The following is a 24,375-nucleotide window of genomic DNA, read 5'->3' on the forward strand; positions in this document are numbered from 1 at the left end:
GCCCGTTTTTTCTTTTATTAACGTAAACGACAAATAGACCTAAAAAATCAATTTTATTATATCTTTAGGTCTATTTGTCGTTTACATATAACAAGGATTTAACAATAGGAGTCAAAAACGGACGTTTAAGGAACTTTATTGAGTTCTAACGAAACTAACAGAAAGATGGTCAAAAACCAGTTCCGAAACTCATTATCAAAAACAAAGTCCCGTAACAAGCATTAAATATCGTTTATGTTGTTTTATAAAAAAGATAGATTATTTAAAACAAAGTTCGATTATTTATAATAAAGATTGATCATTTATAATAAAGTTTGATTAAAAATCCTGTGTGAATATGCAGGATTTTTTCTTGTTCAACAATTGGGCCATATTGTTGAGTAAGGCTTATTGAAAAATGACAGTTTATTTTAAGAAAGTAGATCGATAATATAGTAAATAATACTTCCCTTGACCCTGTACTATGGTACAGGGTTTATACTTTATATGAGGTGAGATAGATGCAATATCGTATTGGAGAACTGGCTGAAAAGTGTGGCGTTAACAAGGAGACCATTCGATTCTATGAACGATTAGGCTTAATTCCAGAGCCTAATCGTACCGAAAAAGGATACCGAGTGTATTCCCTACAAACGGTCGATCATTTGAATTTCATAAAACGGACGCAGGAATTGGGATTTACCTTAAATGAAATTGACAAATTGCTAGGGGGTGTCGATCGCAATGAAGCAAAGTGCCGTGACATATATGATTTCACTGTTCTTAAATTAGAGGACATCCAACATAAAATTCAAGACCTTAAAAAAATTAAACAATTTTATTTTAACCCCATCCTAAAATCAGCATGGGGTTATGCGTGTTTGAGGTTTTAAAATTAAATAATTTTATTGTCACTTTACATATTTCTCGTATAAAAATCGCATATCTGCTATTCAGTCTAATACTTTATTTTAATAAAAACTTTTTTCACGAAATGAAACTTAGTCCGCAGTCTAAATCTTTATTTTATTAAATTAGAAAAATAAGAATAGAGAAATCTAATCAGACCAACGATGTTCGGTCTAAAACATTTTTATAACAGGACAAGAATTGCGCCCAATTGTTGAAGATCAATTAATTCATTTTTTTGAAAACTTTCCCCCTATTAGATTTCAATAAGTATAGGAACAATCATTGGCTTTTTCTTAGTATGTGTATATACATATTGTCGTATTGATTTTTTTATTTGTTTTTTTATTACATTCCATTGGTTTCTATTTGCTTCTTGTAGCTCGTTAACAGTTTTTGTAGTAAGTCGATTAACGTCTCTTCGGAGTTCCGAGAAATCTCTATCCACAAATCCACGAGAAATGGTATCGGGTTCAGAAATCAGTTTTCCTTCCGCTTTGCTCATAGTTAAAACAATCATGAGCATCCCATCCTCTGAAAGTTGTTTGCGGTCTCGTAACACAACTTCCCCAATATTATCGACATCCCCCCCGTCTACGTAGGTATTCCCAACCGGTATTTTCCGGGTCTGACGGGCAATGGTATGTTCAATATCGACGACATCGCCATTATTGATGATAAACGTGTTTCCTTGCTCTACTCCAACGGATTCACCTAACAAACGGTGATGGTGTAGCATTCTAAATTCACCGTGAATGGGAATAAAATATTTTGGTTTCATTAATGTAAGCATTAGTTTTAAATCTTCTTGATAACCATGGCCAGAAACATGCATTCCGGATGTACTTCCTGATCCATAAATCACTTTGGCTCCAAGTGCAAATAAGTTGTCTACGATACTCGTGACATTTCGTTCATTCCCGGGTATTGGACCTGCTGCAAAGATAACCGTATCTTCAGGTAAAATGTCGACACCGCGAAAGTTTCCAGTGGACAGGCGAGCAAGAGCAGCCAATGGTTCTCCTTGACTCCCCGTGCATAAAATAGCCACCCTTTCAGGAGCCATTTCATTGATTTCATGTGGGTCAATTAACATTCCATATGGAACTGTTAAATAACCACGTTCCATAGCAACCGCTACGACCTTAACCATACTTCGTCCAAGCAACGCAAGTTTTCGATTTGTTTTTTGCGCTGCATTCACGACTTGCTGAACGCGACTAATATTTGAAGCAAAGGTAGAAAGAATAACTTTGCGTTCGGCTTTCATGAAAGCTGCTTCCACATGTTCACCTACCATTTGTTCCGATGGGGTCAAACCAGGACGTTCTGCATTGGTACTCTCAGACAATAGAAGCAAGACTCCTTCTTTGCCGATTTCAGCCATTTTATGAATATCCGAATTCTCATTATTCGCAGGGGTTAAATCGAACTTGAAGTCCCCCGTATGTACAATATTACCCTCTGGTGTGTGAAAGACCATTCCCAAGCAATCAGGAATACTATGGGTCACTTTGAAAAAGCTTACACTCATTTCTCCGATTGTCAAGTTTGAGTTTGAGTTGATTTCAACAAGTTCGCTTTCTCTTAGAAGTTTATGTTCTTTTAATTTGATTTCAATTAATCCTAGTGTGAAGCGTGTGGCATAAACGGGTACATTCAATTTTTTTAAGAAGAACGGGATCCCCCCGATATGATCTTCATGTCCATGTGTGACAATTAAAGCCCTGACTTTATCTTTATTTTCTACTAAGTAAGCTATATCAGGGATAATCAAATCAATTCCTAATAAACTTTCATCTGGAAACTTATTGCCACAGTCGATAATCACGATATCGTTTGAATATTCGATTGCATACATATTTTTCCCGATTTCATTCAAGCCGCCTAAGGCGAAGATAGATAATGCATTCTCTATTGTACTCAAATTTATATCCTCCCATTTTAAATATAATCTTAGTATGCCCTTTGGGTTTCCCTTTATCAGTGGGTCGAATGCTCGAGCTTCCTATAAAAAAGGGAACTCTAGACTTGTTTTTTTCCTAAAAATACTGACTATAACATTGATGTCTTAGTTTCTCACATCGTTATCGAGGTCTTTCCTCCCGTGGAGACAGCTGCTATTGAAATCACTCATGGTTTTTGATTCTTAATAAAGACGCAATTCTTTTATAAGAAATACGCCCGATAATGGAAGATCGTTATGCAGAAGTGATGCGAAAGAGACAGAGCAATTAATTAAAGAAACAGGCGTTTCTCCAGAAGAGTTACATCTTATTGTAAACACGCACTAGCATAGTGACCATGTAGGAGGCAATTATCATCTTCAAAAAAATTATGCTGTTACGATTGCTGCTCATAAATGGGACGCCGATTTAATTAATTCTTGTGACCCTGAAGCCTGTAGTGCAGAATGGTTAGAGCAGCCTGTAGAACCTTATCGAGTCGATACAAAGCTCTCAGATAACGATGAGATTAATACAGGAAGTAGAACCTTGAAAGTTCTTGTACACACCAGGACATACATTAGGGCATATTTCTTTATATGAACCTGTAGAAGAGATATTAATTTGCGGAGATCTTTTTCACAAAAATGATATCGATGGTTAAATATTTTTCGAGAGGGTGTGGCATCCATCCAACGATCTATTGAAAGTTTGGAAGGATTGTCCATGCTCCGGATTCAACAGGCATATTCAGGACATGGACCTCAAATGGAGAATCCTCTCGCTGCTATTGATGCAGCAAGGGAACGGTTTGAAAAGTGGCTCAGGATGCCAGAAAAAGTTTCATGGCATGCCTGCAAGAGGATTTTTTCATTCACATTAATCCTTAAAAACGGATTGGCAAAAGAAGAAATCGATAACTACCTACTAAAGTGTGGTTGGTTCCAAGATTTTGCACGCTACTCTTTCCAGCTTCAGCTAGAAGAATTTATTCAAATACTACTCGATGAAATGATTCGTTCCGGAGCAGTAAGCTGGCACAATAATCATTTAATCGCTGCCATCCCATACCAAGCAGCACAAAAGAAATGGATGAATAAGAGCATAAAGCCGATAGATTGGAAACCTCAAGATTTTCTCACAACAAGATAAGACTTCAATAGAATGAACTGAACTCACCTCAATATTTAGTATTTCCCTTAGAAAAATTTAAGTACGTGCTTGTATAACTAACAGGCTACCGTCTGCATGCAGAGACGCTTTTTCACTAACGGATGGGTTATTGAATATCGTTTGGTATTGTTGTAATATTCTGATTATTATTAAGTGTACAGTATAAAACCTTCAGAAGGAGATTCATATGCCATTAAAAGTAGGAGATATAATTACATTTGAACGGACTTTTACAGTAAGGGATGTTGAATTATTTACAGAGCTTTCAGGTGATGAAGGGATTCATCATATAACCCCAGATGAACAGGGTAGACTTGTAGTTCAAGGTTTATAAACGGCAACTTTACCAACAAAAGTTGGTGGGGATCATAACGTACTGGCTCGTACTATGAATTTTGAGTTTTTAAGACCTGTATTTTCGGGGGATACAATAAGTTGTGAAGTGAAAATTGAAAAATACGAAAGGCAAGAAAATAATAGAACAGTTATTATTGCATCTTTTTTATGTAAAAATCAGAATGAAAAAGAAGTGTTAAAAGGGGATTTTTCAGGTGTAATACCTTAAATTTTTATACTTTCTTCAAGCAACGGGGGCGTTACTTGAAGAAAAATAAGCTAAGTTGTATCTGTTTCTCTATTTTTATTATTCTATTATAGGGCCATTTTGTGGAATATGCAGGGATTTTTTGAAAAGGTTTCGAAGTAGTTATTATACTGACGTTATTCAAAGAAGCAGAAAAATGCAAGAAAGTATATCAATTCTTTTAAGTAATGTAAAATTAAAATAGTGGAGAAAGAGAAAGAAATATCAAAAATACAGAGGTGGCTTGCTTGCTAAGAGAAGAATTAAAGAAACGTGCAATATCGATGGTCCAAATTCCTAGTCATTTTCAACCTCTCATAGAGGAGTATGTTGAGCGAGAGAATGGAGAAGGGGAGGCTATGTTTTCATGGACAAACGAAGAACAAGATGAGGGTATTACTATTAACCTGGATTTATCTGGTAATTTGACTGGTTTATCAATTGATAATAACGATAAAAATTCAGATGTGATGCCTTTAAATATAGAGGAAAAAAGAGAATGTGCCGAACAATTCTTACTTAGCCATTATCCTGAAGCATTAAAAGATTTAACATACTATAAAACAAAAGAAATTACTTGTGCAGACCGTTTTTACTATGAACAAATCGTAATGGACTTACCGTTAGAACATGCTGGTTGTTATATTGATATAGACCTCGCGGGGAATATTGTTAACTTTACATATGAAGGTGTGAAAAGGATTCCTGATATTCCGAAAACGTTGATTTCAAAAGAAAAACTGGTTGAACACGTACAAAATAGACTTAATTTTCAACTGACAATTGCAAAGTTGTATACTGCTACTCATGATATAGCAGTAGATGGACTCCGTCTTGTGTACGAACCTGAGCAATTTTTTATGAAATATAAAGCTGGCGTTTTGAAACCAACGTTAACGATTATACATGACGAAGACGCTCCGCAAACATATGTCTTGCTTACTCCTCCTTCGAGTACGACCTTACGAAAAGATTTATCTATTGAAGATATCATTGGTATTACCGAGAGGATGGAAGTCATTCGTGAAGTAGATATGGGAGAAGAAACGGGCATAGTGTGGCGTGATCGGGACTGGGAGATGAAGGAAGGAGATTTATCTATAAATGGCTTTTTCAAAAGACAGTCAGAAGATACAGTTAAAGCCTTCATTTCAAAGAAAACTGGTAAAATCAGAAGCTTTATGTGGTTTAATGAACGAAGTGGCGATCTTAAACTTAGTCGTGAGGCATGTTATCAAAAAGCCATTGCGTTTTTACAAATGATTGTTCCAGATTATTATCGATATCTACAACTGATTGTTCGAGAAAACGAGGAAGAAGAGGATGATTCTTCAATGAAAGAATCATTTACATTCCATATGCATAACGGTCATGGTATACCAATTCAACTTGAATTAGTTATGGTTGTTGTTAATCGTCAAACAGGACAGGTTGATCATTATAGTGGACCGCGTTTTGATATGGAACAATTGAGCCAAATCCCTGTTGAACCGGTTATTTCTAAAAAAGAAGCAAGTGAAATATTTATCAATCATTTGGATTTTGAATTAGCTTGGAACAAAAATTATGATAGTGAAACAGAATCCTATATCCTTGTTTATCAAGCGTGTGATTGTCATTCCAGGACCTCCATCCAGTACATTGATGCCATGACTGGAGCAGTTATTTCCAATATAGATAAATAACATGTGATGACGTCAAATTGGACAGGTTCAAAGGGACAAAATTAACTAACCAAACTATAACTATGTTTTCTTATTCAACTAAATCTATAGTTAATTAAGAATTAAGTGATTTTAAGATAGTTATTCCATTAAAGGGCGCGATTGTGAAGCAACATAGATAGGGAATGATCAGACTTTTTTATAAAAGAGTGAACCAACTGAAAATATTAAGAGCGTGTTTTGATTAAATCTTTTTTCAAAATGAATGCTTTTTATTTATTGCATAATGCTGGCTTGCGGGGTATTTTTGACCAAACTTTATTTCAAACCAACATAATACTATTTCACTTGATAATAACCTCTGCAAAAAACTGAGTTCTTCGGTTTAATTGCAATTAAAACTGAATTGTAGATATCTGAGGAGGAAATTAATGAGTTTATCCAACATACAAATAATAGGATTGATTTAATAATATGCCCGTTCTGTAATTCCACAATCGGGCCACTTTGTTGAATAACAGCTTAAAAGAAAATTGGATATCTTTTTTACATTTTAGAAGAGATTGTGAAAAAAATTACTTAAAGAGGCAAAATACTTCAAGAAATATTCTGATGGAAATGTGTTAGAATAGTTATTAGGAATGAGTTTAACTGATTAAAAAATGTGTAGTAATGAAAAGGAAAAAAGTTTGAAGCGAGGAAATTATATGAGTACAATCAAAAAGAACAAGCCCCATAAACTAAAAATCGTTTTACGAGCATTAATGATTATTATTGGGGCATTTATAACAGCGTATGGACTAGAATCAGTATTAATCCCAAACAACGTATCAGATGGTGGTGTGACGGGCTTAAGTATCGTTAGCTCAGAACTATTTGGATTACCATTAGGAATTCTAATTGCAGTCATTAATATCCCTTTTGTTTGGTTAGGATATAAGCAAATTGGTAAAAGTTTTGCTGTTTATTCGGTTATCGGTATTGCTTCACTAGCAATCGGTACTGTCCTTATGCACCAAGTACCAACTATTATTCAAGGTGATACATTGTTAATTACCGTTGTTGGTGGGATTATCATCGGCTTTGGTATGGGGTTAGCATTGCGTAATGGTGGCGCATTAGATGGAATTGATATGTTAGCCGTATTACTTTCTCGAAAATTACCTTTTGGGACAAGTGATCTCATCTTATTTTTAAACATGTTTGTCTTTATTTTTGTCTCAACAGTATTTGGTCTTCAAGGAGCTATTCTTTCGGCAATTGCTTACTTTATTGCCTCTAAAGTAATTCACATCGTTGAAGTAGGTTTAAGTGGTTCTAAAACCTTTAAAATTATCACAAAGGAACCTGAATTAATGGTAGAAACAATTCGAGATCGCTTAGGTCGAAGTGCAACGTATAATGAAGTTTACGGCGGTTATTCAAAGGAACAATTTAAAGAAATCACTTGTGTCATTAACCGTTTAGAAGAAAGTAAAATGAAAGAACTCATTCATGAAATTGATGAAAATGCCTTTATTACCGTATATGACGTAGCAGAAGTAAAAGGCGGTAATTTCAAAAAACATGATATTCATTAATGGTTTCACAAAAAAACATCTTTTAGTTTTACTAAAAGGTGTTTTTTATACTGGATATTATTATGGATTTGAAATAAAGTTCACTGCATAATGGACACTTAGATAGACTGTATGTTCATAAAGATTATCAAGGACAAGGTATAGCCACAGCTTTAGTTGATATGCTTGAATCTGAGACGAAGAAATTAAATCTTTTAGAAATTGATACAGAAGCAAGTATTACAGCTAAGCCATTTTTTGAACTTGGAGGCTACAAAATGGTTTGTTCACAAACCGTAGAACGTAAAGGTGTTAAATTGACTAATTCTAAAATGTTAAAAAATTATAATTTTTTATGAAAAGCACCGTTCAATAGACTGGACGGTGCTTTTCATTGCATTATATACGTTTATAATCCTGTATGAATCATCTCTTTTTCGTGTTTTTGCTCCATATTTTTTAAAATATGAAGCAAAATAAAACCTATAACACCAAGTGTTCCCAAAATAAACCAAGGTGTATATGTCTCTTGCATCTGTGATGTAAGCCATGTTCCTGTATAGTTTCCAATCATAAATCCGGCAGCGAGAGATAGCTGGTAAAAACCAAAATATGTAGCTGTATAAGATTCATTACTGTAATTCGCGATTGTAATGTCAGCATTAGGTAATACAAGTGTTTCACCAATTGTAAATAAAATAACACAAACAAATAGCCAATACGGATCTTGAAATAAGGGGATTAGTAAAAAAGAAATTCCCATTAATAGAACGCCATATTTTACAATCGATAGTGTAGTGTATTTGTGAAAGATTTTCCTAAAAGCAATCATAAATAAAACGCCTGTAATAGCATTCATTGTAATAACAATTCCTCCTAATTTTTCATTATGACTGATGTTGGTCATATGAAGAGGAAGAGCAACAGTAAGTTGAGTGAACATAATGTAAAAGAAAATCATGATGCCTGAGAATGAGAGAAAATGTTTATTTTCAATAACGGCTTTAAATCCAGATAAGAGCTGTACATTTTCCGTAGAGACTTGAAAGTGACTTCTAAGAGGATAAAAAAGGACAGCAAATAATAACATGAGTGATCCAGTAAGTATAAATGGATACAAAGGATTCCATATGAGTAACAGGCTGCCAGCAATTGGGCCGATAATAGCTCCGCTGTTAAAAGCGAGATTTAAGTATGTAAATAAATCTTTTCGGATACGAGCAGGTTGTGAGGCAAATACAGCGCGTGCAGCGGGTTCATAAAATGCAGTTCCGAACCCAATTAGTGAAGCAGAAATTGAAATAGTATGAAACTCTGAAAATATTCCTAAACAAATAAAGCCAATGCCTCTTAATAGTAAACCAGATATCATCATAATCATATAGCCTACTTTGTCGGCAATGATACCAGAAAATAAAGGGATAACTCGTGATGTGATAGTCATAATTGTTAAAATTGTTCCTACTTGCATGGCAGAAAAGTGTAAAAAACTTGATAAATAAATAGCGAGAAAGGCATACACAGCAAAGTATCCAAATGCCATGAAAAAGGAAGAAATGAGTATAAAACGTATGGGTATTGAAAAGTTTTTCATAAAATCCCTCCTGGAATGTAACCGTTAAAAATTTTTAATGGTTAACTGTTTTATATTATAATTATACATAAAGTCAGAAAAAAGTAAATTTTAGAAAGATGGTGAATGAATTTGAGTCACGGCCAAGAGGCACCAGGACAATTAGAAGTTGTAAGAAATTTTTTAAATACATGGAGAATTCCAAATGATACAAGGAAGCAGGTAGATGAGCTTAATACAATAGATGATGTACTTCAATTTATGAGAAACCATTTTGATGAGGAACTCTCTTTTGGTACGTTGGATGAGCTGAAGCAATTTAGAGATGGAATTCGTTTCGTGGTTGAGGAGAAAGGGACACTACAAGAATGGTTTGGAAAGTATCCGTTTCGAGTATGTGTGACAGAGAATATGGATTCTGTTGCATATGAACCAATTGGAGAAGAAAATTTGTATACGATGATTTTACAAAGTATTTTGGTTGCTATTGATCAAAAGAGATGGAGCCGGTTAAAAGCATGTCCAGATTGCCGCTGGGTTTTTTATGATTATTCTCGTAATGGGAGTAAACGTTGGTGTGGTATGTATGCTGGAGGTAAAGATGGGAGAGCGTGTGGTACGATTGCGAAAGTGAAAAATTATCGGGCGAAGAGAAAAGGACGCTCAGGTTATATGATGTGAATGTTACCGACGACTTTAATTGTTAAAGCAAGAAAATAAGTTACTGTATAAAAAAGAAGGTGTAAATAATGAGTAATATTAATATGGTGAAAATTGGAGAGGTACATTCTTCTATCGATGAAAAAGTATATAGTAATTGGGGAAATGTTATTTCTAATATTAGGATATACCCAGAATATATTGAAGGATTAATTGGCCTTGATGAATATTCTCATGCCACTATTATTTTCTATATGAATGATTTTCAGGAAGAAAACGACAAATCATGGATTAGAAGACCAAGAGGATTAAGTGACTTTGATGAAAAGGGATGTTTTGCACAAAGGACAAAGTATCGTCCGAATCCAATTGGAATTACTACTGTTGAAATATTAGAAATTAAAAACAATATTATTACAGTAAAAGGGTTAGATGCTAATGATCAAACAGCTATTTTAGATGTAAAACCATATATTGCTGCATTTGATGTGAGAGAGAATGTTCGTGTTCCGAATTGGATGAGTGAGCTAATGAAGAATTATTTTTAAAACAGTACTTATAGATTGATACATTATCAAATTGTTAGCTAAACAAAGAAAGAGAGAAACGGAATGTATATTTCAATTTTCTCTTTCTTTATTTGTCTATTTATGGATTACTCATTTTTGAAGAAATATGTAACTGGTTAAAAAGAAAAAGTAAACTAACTTTTCGTTATTGACAATGATAATTATTCTCTTTAATATTAATTTGATTTTCATAAATTAAGGGGGATATGTATGAAAGTACGAAAGGTGATTAGGAAGATTCATCTATACCTTAGTATGATAGCTGGGATGTTTATTGTACTAATTGGATTGACAGGAAGTTTACTTGTTTTTGAACACGAGCTAAATCGTATATTACATCCTGATTTATACAGAGTAACAGAAGGGGAAAAGGTTACTTATGAGAAAGCAATTCAAACTATAGCAGCAGAACACCCAAAAGGTGATATTCAACGTGTGTATACACCTGATGAACCAAGTGCCCAAGGTGTTTACTTATTTCGAGTGAAAGAAGGAAAAGAAAAACAAGAAATTTATATTGATCCAGGTAGCGGTAAAATTAATGGAGAATTAGGAGAAAAAGCATTTTTTAATCAAGTAGGTGAACTTCATTATCATTTACTTCTTAATGATTTTAAGGGGAAAGAGATTGTAGGTATAATTGGATTTATTTTCTTTTTTATTATTTTATCAGGGTTATATTTATGGTGGCCTGGAATCAGAAAATGGATGCGTGGATTTATTATTCGTCAAAGCAGGAATCAATATGTAAAGCAATTTGATCTACATAGAGTTATTGGTGCTGTTTCTGTTCCATTTTTACTTATCGTTTCGTTAACGGGTGGTCTTTTTGTGTATGATAAAACTATTTTTGGATGGTTTGGTGCAAAGGCTACTGTGATGCCAGCGAAAGAACAGCTAATTTCTAAACCCCTTTCAGGTGGAAAGCTTCCTCTTGATCGATTATTACATACAGCTGAAAAAGAAGTGCCAGAAGGAACAATTATGCAAGTGAGAATTCCGGAGAAGGTGAAACAAGGAAAGGCAGAAGGGGCTATCGAAATTCGTATGAGCCGTTCGTATGATCCAGGAAACGGGAATGTAAAGGTGTGGATGGACCAGTATAGTGGAAAAGTAATCGCAAAGATGGATCCCAATGTAGATCGTGGACTTACCTATCAAACTTGGCATCTTCCGTTACATACAGGGACATTTGGTGGAATATTTACAAAAGTCTTATATGTAATCGGTGGACTTACTCCATCTATTTTAATGTTTACTGGAATATATATGTGGTGGTATAAGAAAAAGAATAGGAGAGAGCAGAAAGGAAATTCAGTAACTGCAGCATAGGGTCGTATGTTACAAACTTTGCAGTCTCTTGTTTATAAAGTGTGCTTTGTTTTGCGCCTATATAATTGTAATAAGGAAGCTTAGTAAGAAAGAGAAATTATATGAGCACTAAAAGGACGTATGTTCTAAGTGATTCAGTAGCAAACAAAACTTCATTACACATGGTAATGAAGTTTTGTTTTTTTTGAATAAATCGAATAATGTTTTTTCACTTAAAGAAAGAACATAAAAGGGCTAACTTAGTAAAGTTTTTTTATTTACAACGTTTCTACCTTTACCTATTAGCAATTTTAGCATGTTAATTTATCTTTTCGGCTGAAAAATATGTTGAAAAAAGTATTTGTGATGTAAACTATCTACAATTTTGTTTGCTTGATACGTACGCTGTTGCTCCAATCGGAGGCGTTGCTCCATCATTTTTATTTCATGATCTGATAAACGTAACATTGTACAAGTCTCCTTTACTATAAATATAGTTTTTTGTGATAACGATTCCATACACTTTATAGTTAAGGAGGGATACTGTGTAACATAGGTAAAAAGCACCTTCCCTCTCCCATTACGCTTACGAGGTTAGCTGTCGGACTCGGGAAGTGAGAGTTCCCCTACTTAAAAAAGATTCGCCCCAAGTAGCATAGGCTACATAAATGGTTCCCCCGTTCCAAAATTTGGATTCAGCAAAAGGTTTTATAAAGTAAAAAATAACATAATAAAACAAATAAGTCAAACTATTTATTTTTTTCTGTCTTTTTCTAATTGAGTAAGGACGATTCCGTCGGGTACTACAATGTCGTTTACTTCAACAAAGCCGTGTTTTTTATATAGAGAAAGGGCAGGGGTGTTTGCTTTCCCTGTTTGTACAATATATTTACTTGTATCAGGGGATGCGCTAAATAAATGAAGGAGTAACTTTGTTGCAATTCTTCTATGGAAATAGTCGGGTGATACAACTAGGCGATGGATATCAATAATTGTTCCTTCATTTACAAAAGAAATAAAACCTATTAGTTTATTTTCAAAGATGTATCCATAAAATGTCTCATTACAATTTTGAATGTCTTTCACAGTATCATATAAACGTGGGATTGCTACACTGTTAATGTATTTTGCTTCCACCTGATAAGCAGGAATTTGGATTGCTAAAATAGCGGATGCAACTTCAATAGAAGCAGGATTCATTTTAAAAATCATTTGTTGATCTCCTTTCTGAAAGAGGGAACGTAGGTTGGTTTTTGTCTTGAAATAAGATACAATTCACATCGAATAGTGCTAAAATCCTAATTTAGAATGAAAAAAAGATATTTTAATATACTTATAATCTCCATGTTGTTTGACAGAATTTAGTTTTTTTGGATACAATGTATGTACATAATTTCGTGTTATTGTAGTAAATCTCCTTTTATATTTAATTATAAATCAACATCTTAATAGAAAAAGAGAACGGAAAATGGGATGGATTATCACATTTTTCGTTGGGGCTATTATAAGTATTGCAACAGATAAGGGAAGGGATTTCTTCATGGCATGTTTGGTAATATTATTATTGGTTTATTAGGTGCAATTGTATCGGCTTTAAGTGTATCATTTGTAGTAAAAGCTACATGTAAATAGAAATATATTACTGATTGTCTCATAAAGCCCTTTTTAAGGGTTTTTCATACTTAGAGAGGTGGTATATTTGGAGAAAATAAATTTACGAAAGAGAGATAAACTGAAAAAGTTTTTTAAAGAGCAAAATTATTTAGCGGTGCTACTTGGATTTGCCTTACTATTTGTGAATATATTATTACTAACAAAAATTTCGTTTGTATTTACACCGTTCATTGTCTTTTTAAAAACAATCTTTTTTCCAGTGTTGTTAGCTGGTGTACTATTTTATATTTTACATCCATTTGTTTCGCTTTTAGAAAGAAAAGGTGTTTCTAGAATCATTTCCATTGCTTCTATATACATACTTGTAACCGGGTTGTTTGTTTTTCTTGTTGTAACAGTTATTCCGATTATTAAAGATCAAGTAAATGCATTAATAGATAACTTGCCATATTTCGGTCATGAAATTGAAAGGGCAGCACGTAGATTTGGAGAAAGTAATATAATTGGAAAGGTTCAAGATAGCTTAAATATTGATGTAGGTAGTATTGTAAAAGATTCTACAATAAATTTTACAAATTCACTATCATCAGTGACAGGGAATGTAACTGGGTTCTTAAGTACACTTACAGAAGTAGTTCTTACATTTGTAATGGTTCCTTTTATATTGTTCTATCTCTTAAAAGACGGTGAACAATTACCAAGATACTTTTTGAGATTTATTCCAGAACAAAGACGATCTTCAGCTAAGCTTATATTAGATGATATGCATTACGCCATCAGCTCATATATTAGAGGGCAAATTATTGTTAGCCTATTTATTGGTATTATGTTGTTAATTGGTTATTTAATTATTGGGATTAAATATGCCGTGTTACTTGCAGTTTTAGCGATGATTGTAAACGTTGTACCGTATGTAGGGCCGATTATTGCAATTACACCTGCTTTAATTATTGCTTTTATTGACTCGCCAGCAATGGTCTTAAAGGTAATCATTGTTATGATGGTTGTTCAATTGGCAGAAGGAAAGTTTATTTCACCACAAGTAATGGGGAAAAAATTAGATATTCATCCAATTACAATCATTTTTATTATTTTAACAGCAGGAAATCTATTTGGGATGATGGGTATCATTTTAGCGATTCCTGGATATGCGATTTTAAAGGTACTTGTTACACATGGCTATAGATTTATTAAATTGAACACGTAAAAAAAGAGCTAAAACAGACGCATTCTGTTTTAGCTCTTTTTTCATTTTCTAATTAATAATTCGTTTGCATATTCACGAGCTCAACGATCGGCGTCTAATACTGTTTCTAAATCTGGATTTGCAATGTTGTGATGTGCCTAGAGTGTAGAATAAATTGTTTTTTCAATATCAAAAAATGAAATTTCATTTTTAAAATATAGTGCATCTGCAATTTCATTAGCTGCATTTAAGACTGCAAGTGTTGTACCACCAGTTTTTCCAGATTCATAAGCATAATGTAGGCAAGGGGATTTTTTGAAATCTGGTTTTTCGAAATATATTTTACCATGATAATTCCTCCAAAGTTGTAGAATCCTTTTCTGCAAACCTATATATAATTAAACAAAAAAAGGTAAAATTCCTTCTTCAGAAAACAGAATATTTATGTTTGTAAGAAAAATAAATGTGATAAAATGTAAGAAATAAACAAAAAGTGATGATAGTGAAGAGTACATATTTAGAACTTCACAGAGAGCTGATGGTTGGTGGGAATCAGTAGGGGATAAATATGGAATGGGCTCGGGAGCTTCTAGCTGAAATGAGTAGGCTAAGACGATTTGCTTCGCGTTAAAGAAGCATCAAGTGAGCTATGACTATAGCTAATAAAGGTGGTACCGCGGGAGTCTCTCGTCCTTTTCTAGGATGAGGGGCTCTTTTATTTTGGAAAGGAGGAGCTAGTGTGAGTGAGAAAATAATGTTAACAGGGATTAAGCCAACTGGCCACCCGCATTTAGGAAATTATATCGGGGCGATTAAACCTGCATTAAACATGTCTAAAAAACAAGAAGGGAAAGCACTGTATTTTATAGCGGATTACCATGCATTAAACGCTGTACAAGATCCTAAGCTTTTTCGTGATTATACAAAAGAGGTAGCTGCAACGTGGTTATCATTAGGGCTTGGAGAAGAAGTTATCTTTTATCGACAAACTGAAGTTCCGGGAATTTTAGAACTAGCATGGATTTTAGCTTGTCTGACTCCAAAAGGCCTTATGAATCGAGCTCATGCGTATAAAGCAAAGATAGAACAAAATAAAGAAATAGGTGTTGATATTGATACAGGTGTCAATATGGGATTGTATACGTATCCAATTTTAATGGCTGCAGATATATTGTTATTTCAATCTAGTCATGTGCCTGTTGGAAAAGATCAAATTCAACACATTGAAATCGCTCGGGATATTGCGACGTATTTTAATCATACATTTGGAGAGACCTTTAGGCTTCCAGAGTATATTATCCAAGAAGAAGGAGCCATTTTACCAGGGCTTGATGGACGAAAGATGAGTAAAAGTTATGGGAATGTGATTCCGCTATTTGCAGAACCTGAAAAGCTTAAAAAGTTAATTTTTAAAATTAAAACAGATTCTTCACTACCTCATGAACCGAAAGAACCTGAGACATTATTTATGATATATAAGGAATTTGCAACAGAGGAAGAAATACGAAGTATGCAAGAGCGATATAGAGAAGGTATTGGATGGGGGGAAGTGAAGAAAGAACTATTTTACGTTGTAAACCGTGAATTAGAAGAGCCGAGAGAGAAGTATGAGAGATATATGAATGAGCCTCACTTATTGTATGAAGCTTTAGAAAAAGGTGCGAAGCGTGCGAGAGAAATCGCGAAGGTGAATTTAGCTGAAATTAAAAAGCGGATTGGATATGAGAGGGAACGATAAGCGTTCCCTTATTTTTCTGTTTTCGCTGCATATGATTGTTGAAATTGATCAATAATCATTTTAGGTACAGCGCCAATATTATGTGGGAGTGTATGCAATGGGAAAAAACGTAATTCTTTTGATTCATTAGGGTCACATTGCAAATCACCTTCATAATTACGGCAAATATAAACAACCATGACACCATATACTTGATCGCCGTTTGGATATACTTGAAACAAGTTTGGTCCTGAAAAGGTGTGAAAGAGTTCTAAATCTTTTATGATAAGTCCTGTTTCTTCCAATACTTCTCGGTTTGCAGCTTCTTCTAATGTTTCTCCATATTCAAGAGCACCACCAATAATGCCCCACATATTAAAATCAGTGCGGAGTTGAAGTAATATCTCATTTTTCTCATTTACAATAATAACGTGTGAACCAATTAGTATAAGCGGGTGATTACCTACGAGCTTCCGCATGTCTTCGATATATCCCATTTTCTTTTCTCCTTTAGAATTAGCAATACTTATGTAATTCTCTTAACATTTTTTCTGCTCGATTTGCTACAGAAGAAAGGTTTGGGTCTATTTTTGTTCTGAAAAATAAGGTTCGTAAAAAAGTTTTTAAATTTGCGCATAATATACAGTATTCATGACAAGAGAGCCTTTTTTTGAATTGTGGTAAACGTTTTATTTTTTTATAAATAATTGAAAAAAGTTGCTCTCTTGAGAAATCATAATAAAGCATAGATAGGAGGGGGGTTACAATTCTTTCATCTTCATTATTATGATATAAGGCAGAGTAAATGAAAATTTTATTTAATATGCAATGCGCAATTTCTTCATAACAGGAACAGCTAATATGTGCGCTGTGCACGAGTTCGTTAAAGGCATCGGCTGCATGGGCAACACTATGAGCCCAGCCTTTATCTTGTACATATCCACGATAATCTGTTTCAAGATTCATATATGTAATAAGCTTTTCTTTTACTTTTTGCACGGTTTCTTGTGATAAGAATGAGTGAGAATTATCGAACTGTATAATTAATCCTATTAATAAAGTGGTATAGGAACGAGTAAAAACATCATCTGTATTTGGAGAGGAGATTTCTTGATATAAGTAATCATCGCCTAGACAGGTTGTTAACAAAGTCTCCAAGTTATCATGAGATAGGAATTCATTTTGAATAAAATGTGCAAAGCATTTATATATTAATTGATCACGTACATAGCTATCGGTCGTTCCAATATGCCCAATCATATGAGAACTTAACTCATTCAGATCGATGTTCTGAATCTGCGTATAGTCATTTTGTTGAATGAGATCGAGTTGTTGTTGCAATGTAACGATATCCAAGGATGTCCCTCCTCTGGCCTTAATAACACCTTGCTTCCTAGTATTCTATATATTCGCAGACAATCCTGCTCATGCAAGGATAAATAATAACATCTCCCGAAGTAGTCAAGAAGGAGGGGGCTATTATGTTAAAACAAAAACTTAAACATATAATTACGCTATACCCAGTTGTGCTATTTGATGGATGGCATATTGAAAATGTATCGGAGCGCAGGGAAGGAGAGAAATGGGAAACACTTCGGTTTCAAGTTTTTACACGAACAGGAGTATTTCGAGTAAAAGAGTTTTTTCTAGATATTATGGAGCCAACATTTCCTGATAGTTGTATGTATCAAGCACAAGGTGAATGCTTTCAGTATAATGGTCTTGTATATTGGAGGGGGCTGAATTATAAAGGGAAAGTTAGTTATGCCATATCTAAATGGAAAACGCAGATTGAAATTTCGATTGATGAAGGGTTTGTGCAACAACAAGAAATGGAAAAGTTCTTGGAAGGTTTGCAACCATTAGATTTAGAGAAGGCAAAAAAACAAATCAATAAACCGTTTCATCAATTAAGTTTTCAAGCAAGAGTACCAAATGGTGGTGAAATAAGCAGATGTAGTAAGTGGTTTTCACCAAATGAAATACAATATAACTCTTTACCAATTACAGTCTCAAATTCTTGGCGAATCGAATCTATTGGTTTAGGAAATAATGAAATGCAATATGTGTACTGGGATGTAAAAGAACAACTATATGCACTTTGGGCGTGTCGCCATGTGAAGCGTAATTACTATCCAGCATCTTCATGGATTAAAAACTACAGTTCAATGCAAATGATAAATGGACTAGAATTTTATACACATCCTCAGCGTGGCACAGTCGTATATCAAGATTTAGGTGACGAGCAGATTGCCTATGTATTTCGTGGTATTCCAACTACAACATTCTTAAAAGTACAAGAAATCTTTTCTTAATTTCTAAGAAAGACAAGGGAGTGTCATAAATATAGTCACGACAGAACTAGTATATTTGTAATACAATAGAATAGAGTATTGCTTGATTTAACGGATTATATAGAGAAAGCATTGGTGAAATTATGAAACAACATAAAAGCTGGTTACAAGCAAGTGTAGAACGAAATCTAGATAATAAGTTACATATATTATGGGAAGATGAAGTAGAGGAAGTTGCTATTTATTGGAGTACTTCATCAGAAAAGATTGAGGAAAATGGACAATTTTTATTAAGAGTATCAAAAGCATCTTCTTGTACGATAGAAGATCCAAGCCCTAAAGCACGTCCTTATTTTCGATTAGTAGCAAGTAATGGACAAGTAGTTACTGTAGCTGAACGTAGGTTATCACTACAAGGAGCATTTAATTTCCGTGATTTAGGTGGTTATGAAACAAGTGATGGCCACAAAGTAAAGTGGGGCAATTTATATCGTTCAGAGGAATTAGCAGGATTAACAGAATGGGATATTGCTTATTTACAACAGTCTGGCTTAAAACTAGTATGTGATTACCGAACAGATTTTGAAGTAAAGCATAAACCAAACCCAAGTATCACTGGTGTTCGTCAAGTTTGTTTACCAGTCATGCAAGATATAGCAAAAGATTTAAATATTAATGAGTTTTTCCAAGTCGGAGATTTATCGATGCTTGGAAAACCAGGTGAATATTTAGTGGAAATGAATAAAGGCTTTGTAGAGGGTAATGAAGCATTTGTACGCTTTCTACAGCTAGTTCAAGATCCGGAAAATTTACCGCTAGTTAATCATTGTACAGCTGGTAAAGATCGAACAGGGTTTGGTTCTGCTTTATTATTACTTCTTCTTGGTGTCCCAGAAAAAACGGTGATGCAAGATTATTTATTAAGTAACGGATTCCGTGAAAAGTTAAATCAAAAAATGATGGCCTTTTTAGGTGCAAAGTTACAAAATGAGGAAAGTAAAGAGATATTAGGGGCTATGTTTGAAGCTCGTGCAGAGTATTTACAGGCAGCAATTGATGAAATTACCCATAAATTTGGCAGTATTGAAATCTATGCTGAAAAAGGACTTGGCTTTACAAAAGAACAACTAGAAAATATGAAAACATTGTTACTAGAAGAGAAGTAACATGTAAATTGTTTTGATGGGAAATCCTGTATTATGTATATAATATAAGATTTTTATTAAATGAAGAATGAGACAGAATAAATGAACAAAGCTGTATTAAAAGAACTGAATTTCGAAGGGGAAATCCAGGGTCAGCTACACAACATGTAGTAGAAGAGAGAGAAAAAATATAGGTAGGTTTATAGACGTTCTGATTATGAACAGAAATTGAAATATATATTCAAACTAGAGCAGTAGTGAGTAATGGAGGTACCTATGAAATATAAAGTTATCTTATTCGATGTGGATGATACATTATTTGATTTTAGTATGTCTGAAAAAAAGGCATTAAATAAAACGTTTGTAGATTTCGGATTACCTACGGGATTGGTGGATTATGAAGACAGCTATAAAGAGATTAACAGAGTATTATGGAGGGATTTAGAGCAGGGGATTCTAACTTTATCTGAATTGGGAGTGGAGAGATTTAGGAGATTATTTCTAGCTCATAAGCTTGAAATAAATGCTGATATATTCAACAGTATATATCTTGGCTATTTAGGGACGGAAATACATATGGTATCAGGAGCTGTAGACTTGTGTAATACGCTTGCTGATTGTCGGTTAGCTATTATCACGAATGGGTTCACAGATGTGCAGAAATCTAGAATCAAGGGGTCGCCTCTCTGTGATACTTTTGAGCATATTATCATTTCGGAAGAGGCGGGATTTCAAAAACCAGTGCGAGGGATTTTTGATTATGCATTTTCAAAGCTGCAGATTACAGATAAAGAGAGCGTATTAATTATCGGTGACTCGTTAACTTCCGATATTCAAGGAGGAATAAATTACGGGATTGATACGTGCTGGTTCAACCCGTGTTGCAAGGAAAATAATATAGGCATTAAACCAACATATGAAATTCGTGATTTAACCGATATTATAAGGATTGTAGGAAAGACGGGGAACTAAGGGTTTTTTAATGAATTCTTTTAGCTACACTGGGCTATTCTCAACAATAGGTGCAAATTTCACAAAAATCCCGCTTTCTACGTCATAGTAGAGAGGGGGATTTACTATACTTCATCAAAAATGAATATTTTCTCAATAGAAGCGTTCAATGCTTTTGCAATATCATAAGCCAATTGTAAAGAAGGGGTATATTTTCTCTTTTCCAAATGACTAATGGTTTCGCGTCGAACACCAATAAGCTTTGCTAAATCGTCTGGGGTCATATGTGAATGGGCGTGGTATTCTTTTATTTTTGTTGTGAATGCCATGGCGCATCTTCCATTTCATCAATTGGTTTGTTGTACAAATAAATAGAGAATCCAAACGTAAGAATAAGTAAAACAAATAGGTAAATGAAAAGTGAATAATATATATAATTAAAGTTCAGAAAAATGTTAATATTTAAAAGTTATAAATAGTAAAAATATTATAAAATAGTTGCAAGAGGAAGGGGGAAATGGAACACATGATTAAGTGGATGTTAATTGTTTTATTGATTGTGGCAGTAATTGTTGTTGGAACAATAGTAGTCGGGAAAAATGGAGATGAAAATTATAGTAAATCAACGAAAGGGAATATTACAAGGCTTACAATGATTTACCTTTTGTTAGCAGTTGTTTTAATTGTTGGTCTAGGTTTATATATATATTTTAATGGTTAAGGAACTATATATAGATTGAAACATCGATATAAAACTTTCCTTTTAGGTGGGAGAGAGCGTCCGCCTTTGCATAGAAGCGGTCAGTGTCTTTTTAGCCCCATGCCATGTGAAACCAAATGGAGAAAATGAGTGGGGATTCCTTTTTATTTTCATAGCCGTGATTTACATGTCGGAAAATCAAAATGAATATATATACTTACTATAGGAATAATAGTGAATTCCTTTTTCTGAATGCACAGATAAGTTATAAAAAGATTTTGTGAGAGTATATTTAATCTAAAAAAATACAAAAATCTAAAAATAAAAATATGCTATAATAGGGATGTAGTTTATTGGTAAATGAGGAAAGGATTGGATAAAATGATTGAGATTGTAAATGTATCAAAAAGTTATAATGGTTCTTCCTATGCTGTGAAAGATTTAAGTTTAACAGTACCTAGTGGAGAAATTTTTGGATTTTTAGGGCCGAACGGTGCTGGGAAATCAACAACAATTAAGATGGTAACAGGTATTCATGCAATAGATAAAGGAACAATTTCGATCAACGGAAAAGATGTGATGAAAGAGCCTATGGAGGCAAAGAAAACATTTGGTTATGTTCCGGATAGTCCAGATATGTTTCTGCGATTAAAAGGGATAGAGTATTTGAATTTTATGGCTGATATGTATGAGGTGCCGAATGCAATTAGACAGGAAAAAATTCAATTTTTAGCAGAGAGATTTGATCTTTATAATGCCTTGTCTGACCAAATTCAGAGCTATTCACACGGAATGAGACAGAAAATTATTATTATCGGTGTTCTTCTTCATGATCCAGATGTATGGATTTTAGATGAACCGATGACAGGACTGGATCCCAAATCAGCATATATTTTAAAACAGATGATGAGAGAGCATGCAGATAAAGGGAAAACGGTGTTTTTCTCTACACACGTATTAGAAGTAGCTGAGAAATTATGCGATCGCGTAGCTATCATTAATAAGGGGAATTTGCAGTTCCAAGGAAATTTAAATGAAATGAGAGATCATTTTAAATCCAATGAATCACTTGAGAAAATGTTCTTGGAGATGACTGGAAATGAATAAAATTTGGACATTAACAAAAGTATTATTGAAATTAAATTATGCAGAAATTATAACGGATAAAAAGAAAAGGTGGGCGTATGCATTTTCATTTTTAGCCCTACTATTTGCTGGATTTATATTTATTGGTCCACTTACATATGGAATGTATGTTGGAATGAAATCAATTGGTCAGGAAACATCGATAATCGGAATGGGATTAGCTGTTGCGAGCATATGGGTATTTGTAATTAGTATTACGAATATTTTAACTGTATTTTATTATAATAATGATGTTGAAACCCTATTACCTTTACCACTACAACCATCACAAATTATTACGGCGAAATTCATTACGGTATTAATTACACAATATGTAATGGGATCTTTTATTTTATTTCCACTCTTTATTGTTTACGGTTTGCAAAGTGGTGCATTTATTACATACTATGTATATGCACTATTAATTTACATATTTTTCCCTGTTATTCCATTAGTACTCGCATCACTCTTAATGACAGTTATTATGCGTTATACAAATATAGCCAAGAATAAAGATCGCAGTAATATATTTATCGGAATATTAACTCTATTATTCGTCGTAGGTATTAATGTATTTATTCAGTGGAGAAACAAAAGTGCAGTATCAGGGGATATGGTTGCAAATTACTTTGCTGATAACCAATCGTCTCTGTTCGTTCAAATGACAAATTATTTTCCAACAACATACTTTGGTGCAATGGGATTAATAGAAAATGCCTCTTGGAAAGGAATTATATACGTTGTGATTTTTGCAGCGATTTCCTTAGCGTTTTTTGGGTTGTTCTTCTATGTTGCGCAGCGTACATATTTAAAAGGAGTTATCGGACTTTCGACGAGTACTGCAAAAAAAGAGGCTATCTCAGCAGAGAACTTAAAAAAATCGACTGTACAAAGTTCACATATAAAGGCTTATGTAAAAAAAGAGTTCAAAATTTTATTCCGAACACCACAATTTTTTATAAATTGTATTGTGCAAACTTTCGTGATGCCAATTATGTTATTCTTTATTCTTTTCGTACAAGAGGGAAACTTAAAGTGGTTAACAAAATTTATAAAAGAGCCAGAATGGTCTGGTCTAGCTCTTGGCATAGGTTTTTGTGCAGGACTATTCTTAATGGGAAGTAATGTCATTGCTACAACGTCTTTTTCAAGGGATGGAAGCTCGTGGTTTGTTAATCGTTATTTACCAGTAAAGGCAGCAGATATATTTTTTGCAAAAGTCTTTACAGCATGGCTTATAAATATAACAATTTTAGCTGTGTTTGGTCTTATCATGACAATTGTTGCCGGTGTTTCACCACTCTTTATGTTGTTATGGTTTTTACTAAGTGCAAATGGCCTTTGGTTAACGAATTTAATCGGTACACGTTGGGACGCTCAAACGGCGGATATACATTGGGATTCAGAGCAGAAGTTGTTTAAAAGCAGGTATACAACTCTGTGGAATTTCCTTGCAAATATTGCGATGGATCTAGTAATCGTAGGCGGGGTTGTTGGATTATACTACTTCTTTGGAATCGGTATGTGGGGAATGTTTAGCATTCTATTAATCGTATTTACTATTATAAATGTAATAGTAACACGCAGTTTACAATTAGGAGCAGAGCGCATTCTAGCAAATATTAAATAAAAAACGATAAATCCTCTGTATTCATGCAGGGGATTTATTTGTAAGGAATATTACGCATGATTCTAATTTACTAGAAGGTATATTTTA

General features: G+C 33.9%; 23 protein-coding genes, 5 pseudogenes, 1 riboswitch and 1 other annotated feature. Of the genes and pseudogenes, 18 read left to right on the forward strand and 10 right to left on the reverse strand.

Annotated features, from left to right (window positions below):
- Positions 1 to 500: 500 nt before the first annotated feature.
- Complete coding sequence (locus MHH45_RS00865) at positions 501 to 872, forward strand: MerR family transcriptional regulator (protein WP_016115476.1); 372 nt, start codon at positions 501 to 503, stop codon at positions 870 to 872.
- 272 nt (positions 873 to 1,144) lie between these two features.
- On the opposite strand, the gene MHH45_RS00870 is transcribed toward MHH45_RS00865, so the two are convergent.
- Positions 1,145 to 2,815 (reverse strand): ribonuclease J, encoded by a 1,671-nt coding sequence (locus tag MHH45_RS00870; protein ID WP_016131730.1) that lies wholly within the window; start codon positions 2,813 to 2,815, stop codon positions 1,145 to 1,147.
- Between the two features lie 578 nt (positions 2,816 to 3,393).
- Here MHH45_RS00870 and MHH45_RS00875 point away from each other — a divergent pair.
- The 4 genes and pseudogenes from MHH45_RS00875 (at position 3,394) to MHH45_RS00890 (ending at position 6,275) form a co-directional block, all read left to right on the forward strand.
- Entirely contained in the window at positions 3,394 to 3,498 is a 105-nt protein-coding gene (locus MHH45_RS00875; RefSeq protein ID WP_340861714.1) for an MBL fold metallo-hydrolase, read from the forward strand.
- A gap of 62 nt (positions 3,499 to 3,560) precedes the next feature.
- Positions 3,561 to 3,986: a hypothetical protein gene (locus MHH45_RS00880; protein ID WP_016115474.1), complete on the forward strand. Its 426-nt coding sequence runs from the start codon at positions 3,561 to 3,563 to the stop codon at positions 3,984 to 3,986.
- A gap of 208 nt (positions 3,987 to 4,194) precedes the next feature.
- Positions 4,195 to 4,572: pseudogene (locus tag MHH45_RS00885) on the forward strand (FAS1-like dehydratase domain-containing protein).
- Between the two features lie 266 nt (positions 4,573 to 4,838).
- Positions 4,839 to 6,275, forward strand: coding sequence for a YcdB/YcdC domain-containing protein (locus tag MHH45_RS00890; RefSeq protein WP_088094547.1), 1,437 nt, complete (start codon positions 4,839 to 4,841; stop codon positions 6,273 to 6,275).
- 318 nt (positions 6,276 to 6,593) lie between these two features.
- On the opposite strand, the pseudogene MHH45_RS00895 reads toward MHH45_RS00890, so the two are convergent.
- Positions 6,594 to 6,725, reverse strand: a pseudogene (locus tag MHH45_RS00895) (DUF3267 domain-containing protein); the annotation flags it as partial.
- A gap of 236 nt (positions 6,726 to 6,961) precedes the next feature.
- Here MHH45_RS00895 and MHH45_RS00900 point away from each other — a divergent pair.
- Both MHH45_RS00900 and MHH45_RS00905 read left to right on the forward strand, forming a co-directional pair.
- Entirely contained in the window at positions 6,962 to 7,834 is an 873-nt protein-coding gene (locus MHH45_RS00900) for a YitT family protein (RefSeq protein WP_016115471.1), read from the forward strand.
- 86 nt (positions 7,835 to 7,920) lie between these two features.
- A pseudogene (locus MHH45_RS00905) lies at positions 7,921 to 8,172 on the forward strand (GNAT family N-acetyltransferase); the annotation flags it as partial.
- A gap of 50 nt (positions 8,173 to 8,222) precedes the next feature.
- On the opposite strand, the gene MHH45_RS00910 reads toward MHH45_RS00905, so the two are convergent.
- Positions 8,223 to 9,407: an MDR family MFS transporter gene (locus tag MHH45_RS00910; protein WP_088094548.1), complete on the reverse strand. Its 1,185-nt coding sequence runs from the start codon at positions 9,405 to 9,407 to the stop codon at positions 8,223 to 8,225.
- 105 nt (positions 9,408 to 9,512) lie between these two features.
- Between MHH45_RS00910 and MHH45_RS00915 the strand changes: the two genes are divergently transcribed.
- The 3 genes from MHH45_RS00915 to MHH45_RS00925 all read left to right on the forward strand — a co-directional run bounded on the left by MHH45_RS00915 (position 9,513) and on the right by MHH45_RS00925 (position 11,947).
- Complete coding sequence (locus tag MHH45_RS00915) at positions 9,513 to 10,067, forward strand: CGNR zinc finger domain-containing protein (protein ID WP_016115469.1); 555 nt, start codon at positions 9,513 to 9,515, stop codon at positions 10,065 to 10,067.
- Between the two features lie 68 nt (positions 10,068 to 10,135).
- Complete coding sequence (gene tsaA / locus MHH45_RS00920; protein WP_016115468.1) at positions 10,136 to 10,594, forward strand: tRNA (N6-threonylcarbamoyladenosine(37)-N6)-methyltransferase TrmO; 459 nt, start codon at positions 10,136 to 10,138, stop codon at positions 10,592 to 10,594.
- 231 nt (positions 10,595 to 10,825) lie between these two features.
- The gene (locus MHH45_RS00925) at positions 10,826 to 11,947 is read left to right on the forward strand and encodes a PepSY-associated TM helix domain-containing protein (RefSeq protein ID WP_016133098.1); all 1,122 of its coding nucleotides are present in this window, start codon (positions 10,826 to 10,828) and stop codon (positions 11,945 to 11,947) included.
- 303 nt (positions 11,948 to 12,250) lie between these two features.
- Here the strand turns inward: MHH45_RS00925 and MHH45_RS00930 are convergent, their stop codons facing one another.
- Both MHH45_RS00930 and MHH45_RS00935 read right to left on the reverse strand, forming a co-directional pair.
- Positions 12,251 to 12,394, reverse strand: a complete 144-nt coding sequence (locus MHH45_RS00930) for a hypothetical protein (protein ID WP_003198661.1) — start codon at positions 12,392 to 12,394, stop codon at positions 12,251 to 12,253.
- Between the two features lie 99 nt (positions 12,395 to 12,493).
- Positions 12,494 to 12,637: riboswitch (cyclic di-AMP (ydaO/yuaA leader) on the reverse strand.
- Between the two features lie 42 nt (positions 12,638 to 12,679).
- Positions 12,680 to 13,138: a GNAT family N-acetyltransferase gene (locus MHH45_RS00935; protein WP_016115466.1), complete on the reverse strand. Its 459-nt coding sequence runs from the start codon at positions 13,136 to 13,138 to the stop codon at positions 12,680 to 12,682.
- Positions 13,139 to 13,625: 487 nt separating this feature from the next.
- On the opposite strand from MHH45_RS00935, the gene MHH45_RS00940 reads away from it, so the two are divergent.
- Entirely contained in the window at positions 13,626 to 14,747 is a 1,122-nt protein-coding gene (locus MHH45_RS00940) for an AI-2E family transporter (RefSeq protein ID WP_016115465.1), read from the forward strand.
- Positions 14,748 to 14,827: 80 nt separating this feature from the next.
- Here the strand turns inward: MHH45_RS00940 and MHH45_RS00945 are convergent.
- Positions 14,828 to 15,073 (reverse strand): annotated as a pseudogene (locus MHH45_RS00945) (1-deoxy-D-xylulose 5-phosphate reductoisomerase); the annotation flags it as partial.
- A 140-nt stretch (positions 15,074 to 15,213) separates the two neighbouring features.
- Positions 15,214 to 15,424, forward strand: a binding site (T-box leader).
- A gap of 41 nt (positions 15,425 to 15,465) precedes the next feature.
- Between MHH45_RS00945 and MHH45_RS00950 the strand changes: the two are divergent.
- Positions 15,466 to 16,464: a tryptophan--tRNA ligase gene (locus MHH45_RS00950; RefSeq protein ID WP_016115464.1), complete on the forward strand. Its 999-nt coding sequence runs from the start codon at positions 15,466 to 15,468 to the stop codon at positions 16,462 to 16,464.
- Positions 16,465 to 16,472: 8 nt separating this feature from the next.
- Here the strand turns inward: MHH45_RS00950 and MHH45_RS00955 are convergent, their stop codons facing one another.
- Positions 16,473 to 16,940, reverse strand: coding sequence for an NUDIX hydrolase (locus MHH45_RS00955; protein ID WP_016115463.1), 468 nt, complete (start codon positions 16,938 to 16,940; stop codon positions 16,473 to 16,475).
- Between the two features lie 19 nt (positions 16,941 to 16,959).
- Positions 16,960 to 17,799 (reverse strand): DUF2785 domain-containing protein, encoded by an 840-nt coding sequence (locus MHH45_RS00960; RefSeq protein WP_016115462.1) that lies wholly within the window; start codon positions 17,797 to 17,799, stop codon positions 16,960 to 16,962.
- Positions 17,800 to 17,924: 125 nt separating this feature from the next.
- Here MHH45_RS00960 and MHH45_RS00965 point away from each other — a divergent pair, with 125 nt between their 5' ends.
- The 3 genes from MHH45_RS00965 to MHH45_RS00975 all read left to right on the forward strand — a co-directional run bounded on the left by MHH45_RS00965 (position 17,925) and on the right by MHH45_RS00975 (position 20,854).
- Positions 17,925 to 18,758: a hypothetical protein gene (locus MHH45_RS00965; protein WP_016115461.1), complete on the forward strand. Its 834-nt coding sequence runs from the start codon at positions 17,925 to 17,927 to the stop codon at positions 18,756 to 18,758.
- A 122-nt stretch (positions 18,759 to 18,880) separates the two neighbouring features.
- The gene (locus MHH45_RS00970) at positions 18,881 to 19,903 is read left to right on the forward strand and encodes a tyrosine-protein phosphatase (RefSeq protein ID WP_016115460.1); all 1,023 of its coding nucleotides are present in this window, start codon (positions 18,881 to 18,883) and stop codon (positions 19,901 to 19,903) included.
- A 255-nt stretch (positions 19,904 to 20,158) separates the two neighbouring features.
- Positions 20,159 to 20,854, forward strand: coding sequence for a YjjG family noncanonical pyrimidine nucleotidase (locus tag MHH45_RS00975; RefSeq protein WP_016115459.1), 696 nt, complete (start codon positions 20,159 to 20,161; stop codon positions 20,852 to 20,854).
- Positions 20,855 to 20,958: 104 nt separating this feature from the next.
- Here the strand turns inward: MHH45_RS00975 and MHH45_RS00980 are convergent, their stop codons facing one another.
- Complete coding sequence (locus MHH45_RS00980; protein ID WP_016115458.1) at positions 20,959 to 21,162, reverse strand: helix-turn-helix transcriptional regulator; 204 nt, start codon at positions 21,160 to 21,162, stop codon at positions 20,959 to 20,961.
- Positions 21,141 to 21,242: pseudogene (locus MHH45_RS27940) on the reverse strand (DUF3796 domain-containing protein); the annotation flags it as partial. The pseudogene MHH45_RS27940 and the gene MHH45_RS00980, both read right to left, overlap by 22 nt.
- A gap of 117 nt (positions 21,243 to 21,359) precedes the next feature.
- Here MHH45_RS27940 and MHH45_RS00985 point away from each other — a divergent pair.
- The 3 genes from MHH45_RS00985 (at position 21,360) to MHH45_RS00995 (ending at position 24,288) form a co-directional block, all read left to right on the forward strand.
- Positions 21,360 to 21,554, forward strand: a complete 195-nt coding sequence (locus tag MHH45_RS00985) for a hypothetical protein (RefSeq protein ID WP_033671327.1) — start codon at positions 21,360 to 21,362, stop codon at positions 21,552 to 21,554.
- A gap of 360 nt (positions 21,555 to 21,914) precedes the next feature.
- Complete coding sequence (locus MHH45_RS00990; protein ID WP_016115456.1) at positions 21,915 to 22,640, forward strand: ABC transporter ATP-binding protein; 726 nt, start codon at positions 21,915 to 21,917, stop codon at positions 22,638 to 22,640.
- Complete coding sequence (locus MHH45_RS00995) at positions 22,633 to 24,288, forward strand: putative ABC transporter permease subunit (protein WP_016115455.1); 1,656 nt, start codon at positions 22,633 to 22,635, stop codon at positions 24,286 to 24,288. Before MHH45_RS00990 ends, MHH45_RS00995 begins: the two co-directional genes overlap by 8 nt.
- The last annotated feature ends 87 nt before the right edge of the window (positions 24,289 to 24,375 follow it).

It is taken from the genome of Bacillus sp. FSL K6-0042 (genome assembly GCF_038006685.1).
Classification (GTDB): Bacteria; Bacillota; Bacilli; order Bacillales; family Bacillaceae_G; genus Bacillus_A; species Bacillus_A pseudomycoides.

What these genes read in the sequence shown, in the direction of transcription:
- MHH45_RS00865 (WP_016115476.1), top strand. Translation starts at nt 501, where the DNA reads ATGCAATATCGTATTGGAGAACTGGCTGAAAAGTGTGGCGTTAACAAG.
- MHH45_RS00880 (WP_016115474.1), top strand. Translation starts at nt 3,561, where the DNA reads ATGCTCCGGATTCAACAGGCATATTCAGGACATGGACCTCAAATGGAG.
- MHH45_RS00900 (WP_016115471.1), top strand. Translation starts at nt 6,962, where the DNA reads ATGAGTACAATCAAAAAGAACAAGCCCCATAAACTAAAAATCGTTTTA.
- MHH45_RS00910 (WP_088094548.1), bottom strand. Translation starts at nt 9,407, where the DNA reads ATGAAAAACTTTTCAATACCCATACGTTTTATACTCATTTCTTCCTTT.
- MHH45_RS00915 (WP_016115469.1), top strand. Translation starts at nt 9,513, where the DNA reads ATGAATTTGAGTCACGGCCAAGAGGCACCAGGACAATTAGAAGTTGTA.
- tsaA (WP_016115468.1), top strand. Translation starts at nt 10,136, where the DNA reads ATGAGTAATATTAATATGGTGAAAATTGGAGAGGTACATTCTTCTATC.
- MHH45_RS00925 (WP_016133098.1), top strand. Translation starts at nt 10,826, where the DNA reads ATGAAAGTACGAAAGGTGATTAGGAAGATTCATCTATACCTTAGTATG.
- MHH45_RS00930 (WP_003198661.1), bottom strand. Translation starts at nt 12,394, where the DNA reads ATGTTACGTTTATCAGATCATGAAATAAAAATGATGGAGCAACGCCTC.
- MHH45_RS00935 (WP_016115466.1), bottom strand. Translation starts at nt 13,138, where the DNA reads ATGATTTTTAAAATGAATCCTGCTTCTATTGAAGTTGCATCCGCTATT.
- MHH45_RS00955 (WP_016115463.1), bottom strand. Translation starts at nt 16,940, where the DNA reads ATGGGATATATCGAAGACATGCGGAAGCTCGTAGGTAATCACCCGCTT.
- MHH45_RS00965 (WP_016115461.1), top strand. Translation starts at nt 17,925, where the DNA reads ATGTTAAAACAAAAACTTAAACATATAATTACGCTATACCCAGTTGTG.
- MHH45_RS00970 (WP_016115460.1), top strand. Translation starts at nt 18,881, where the DNA reads ATGAAACAACATAAAAGCTGGTTACAAGCAAGTGTAGAACGAAATCTA.
- MHH45_RS00975 (WP_016115459.1), top strand. Translation starts at nt 20,159, where the DNA reads ATGAAATATAAAGTTATCTTATTCGATGTGGATGATACATTATTTGAT.
- MHH45_RS00980 (WP_016115458.1), bottom strand. Translation starts at nt 21,162, where the DNA reads ATGGCATTCACAACAAAAATAAAAGAATACCACGCCCATTCACATATG.
- MHH45_RS00985 (WP_033671327.1), top strand. Translation starts at nt 21,360, where the DNA reads ATGATTAAGTGGATGTTAATTGTTTTATTGATTGTGGCAGTAATTGTT.
- MHH45_RS00990 (WP_016115456.1), top strand. Translation starts at nt 21,915, where the DNA reads ATGATTGAGATTGTAAATGTATCAAAAAGTTATAATGGTTCTTCCTAT.
- MHH45_RS00995 (WP_016115455.1), top strand. Translation starts at nt 22,633, where the DNA reads ATGAATAAAATTTGGACATTAACAAAAGTATTATTGAAATTAAATTAT.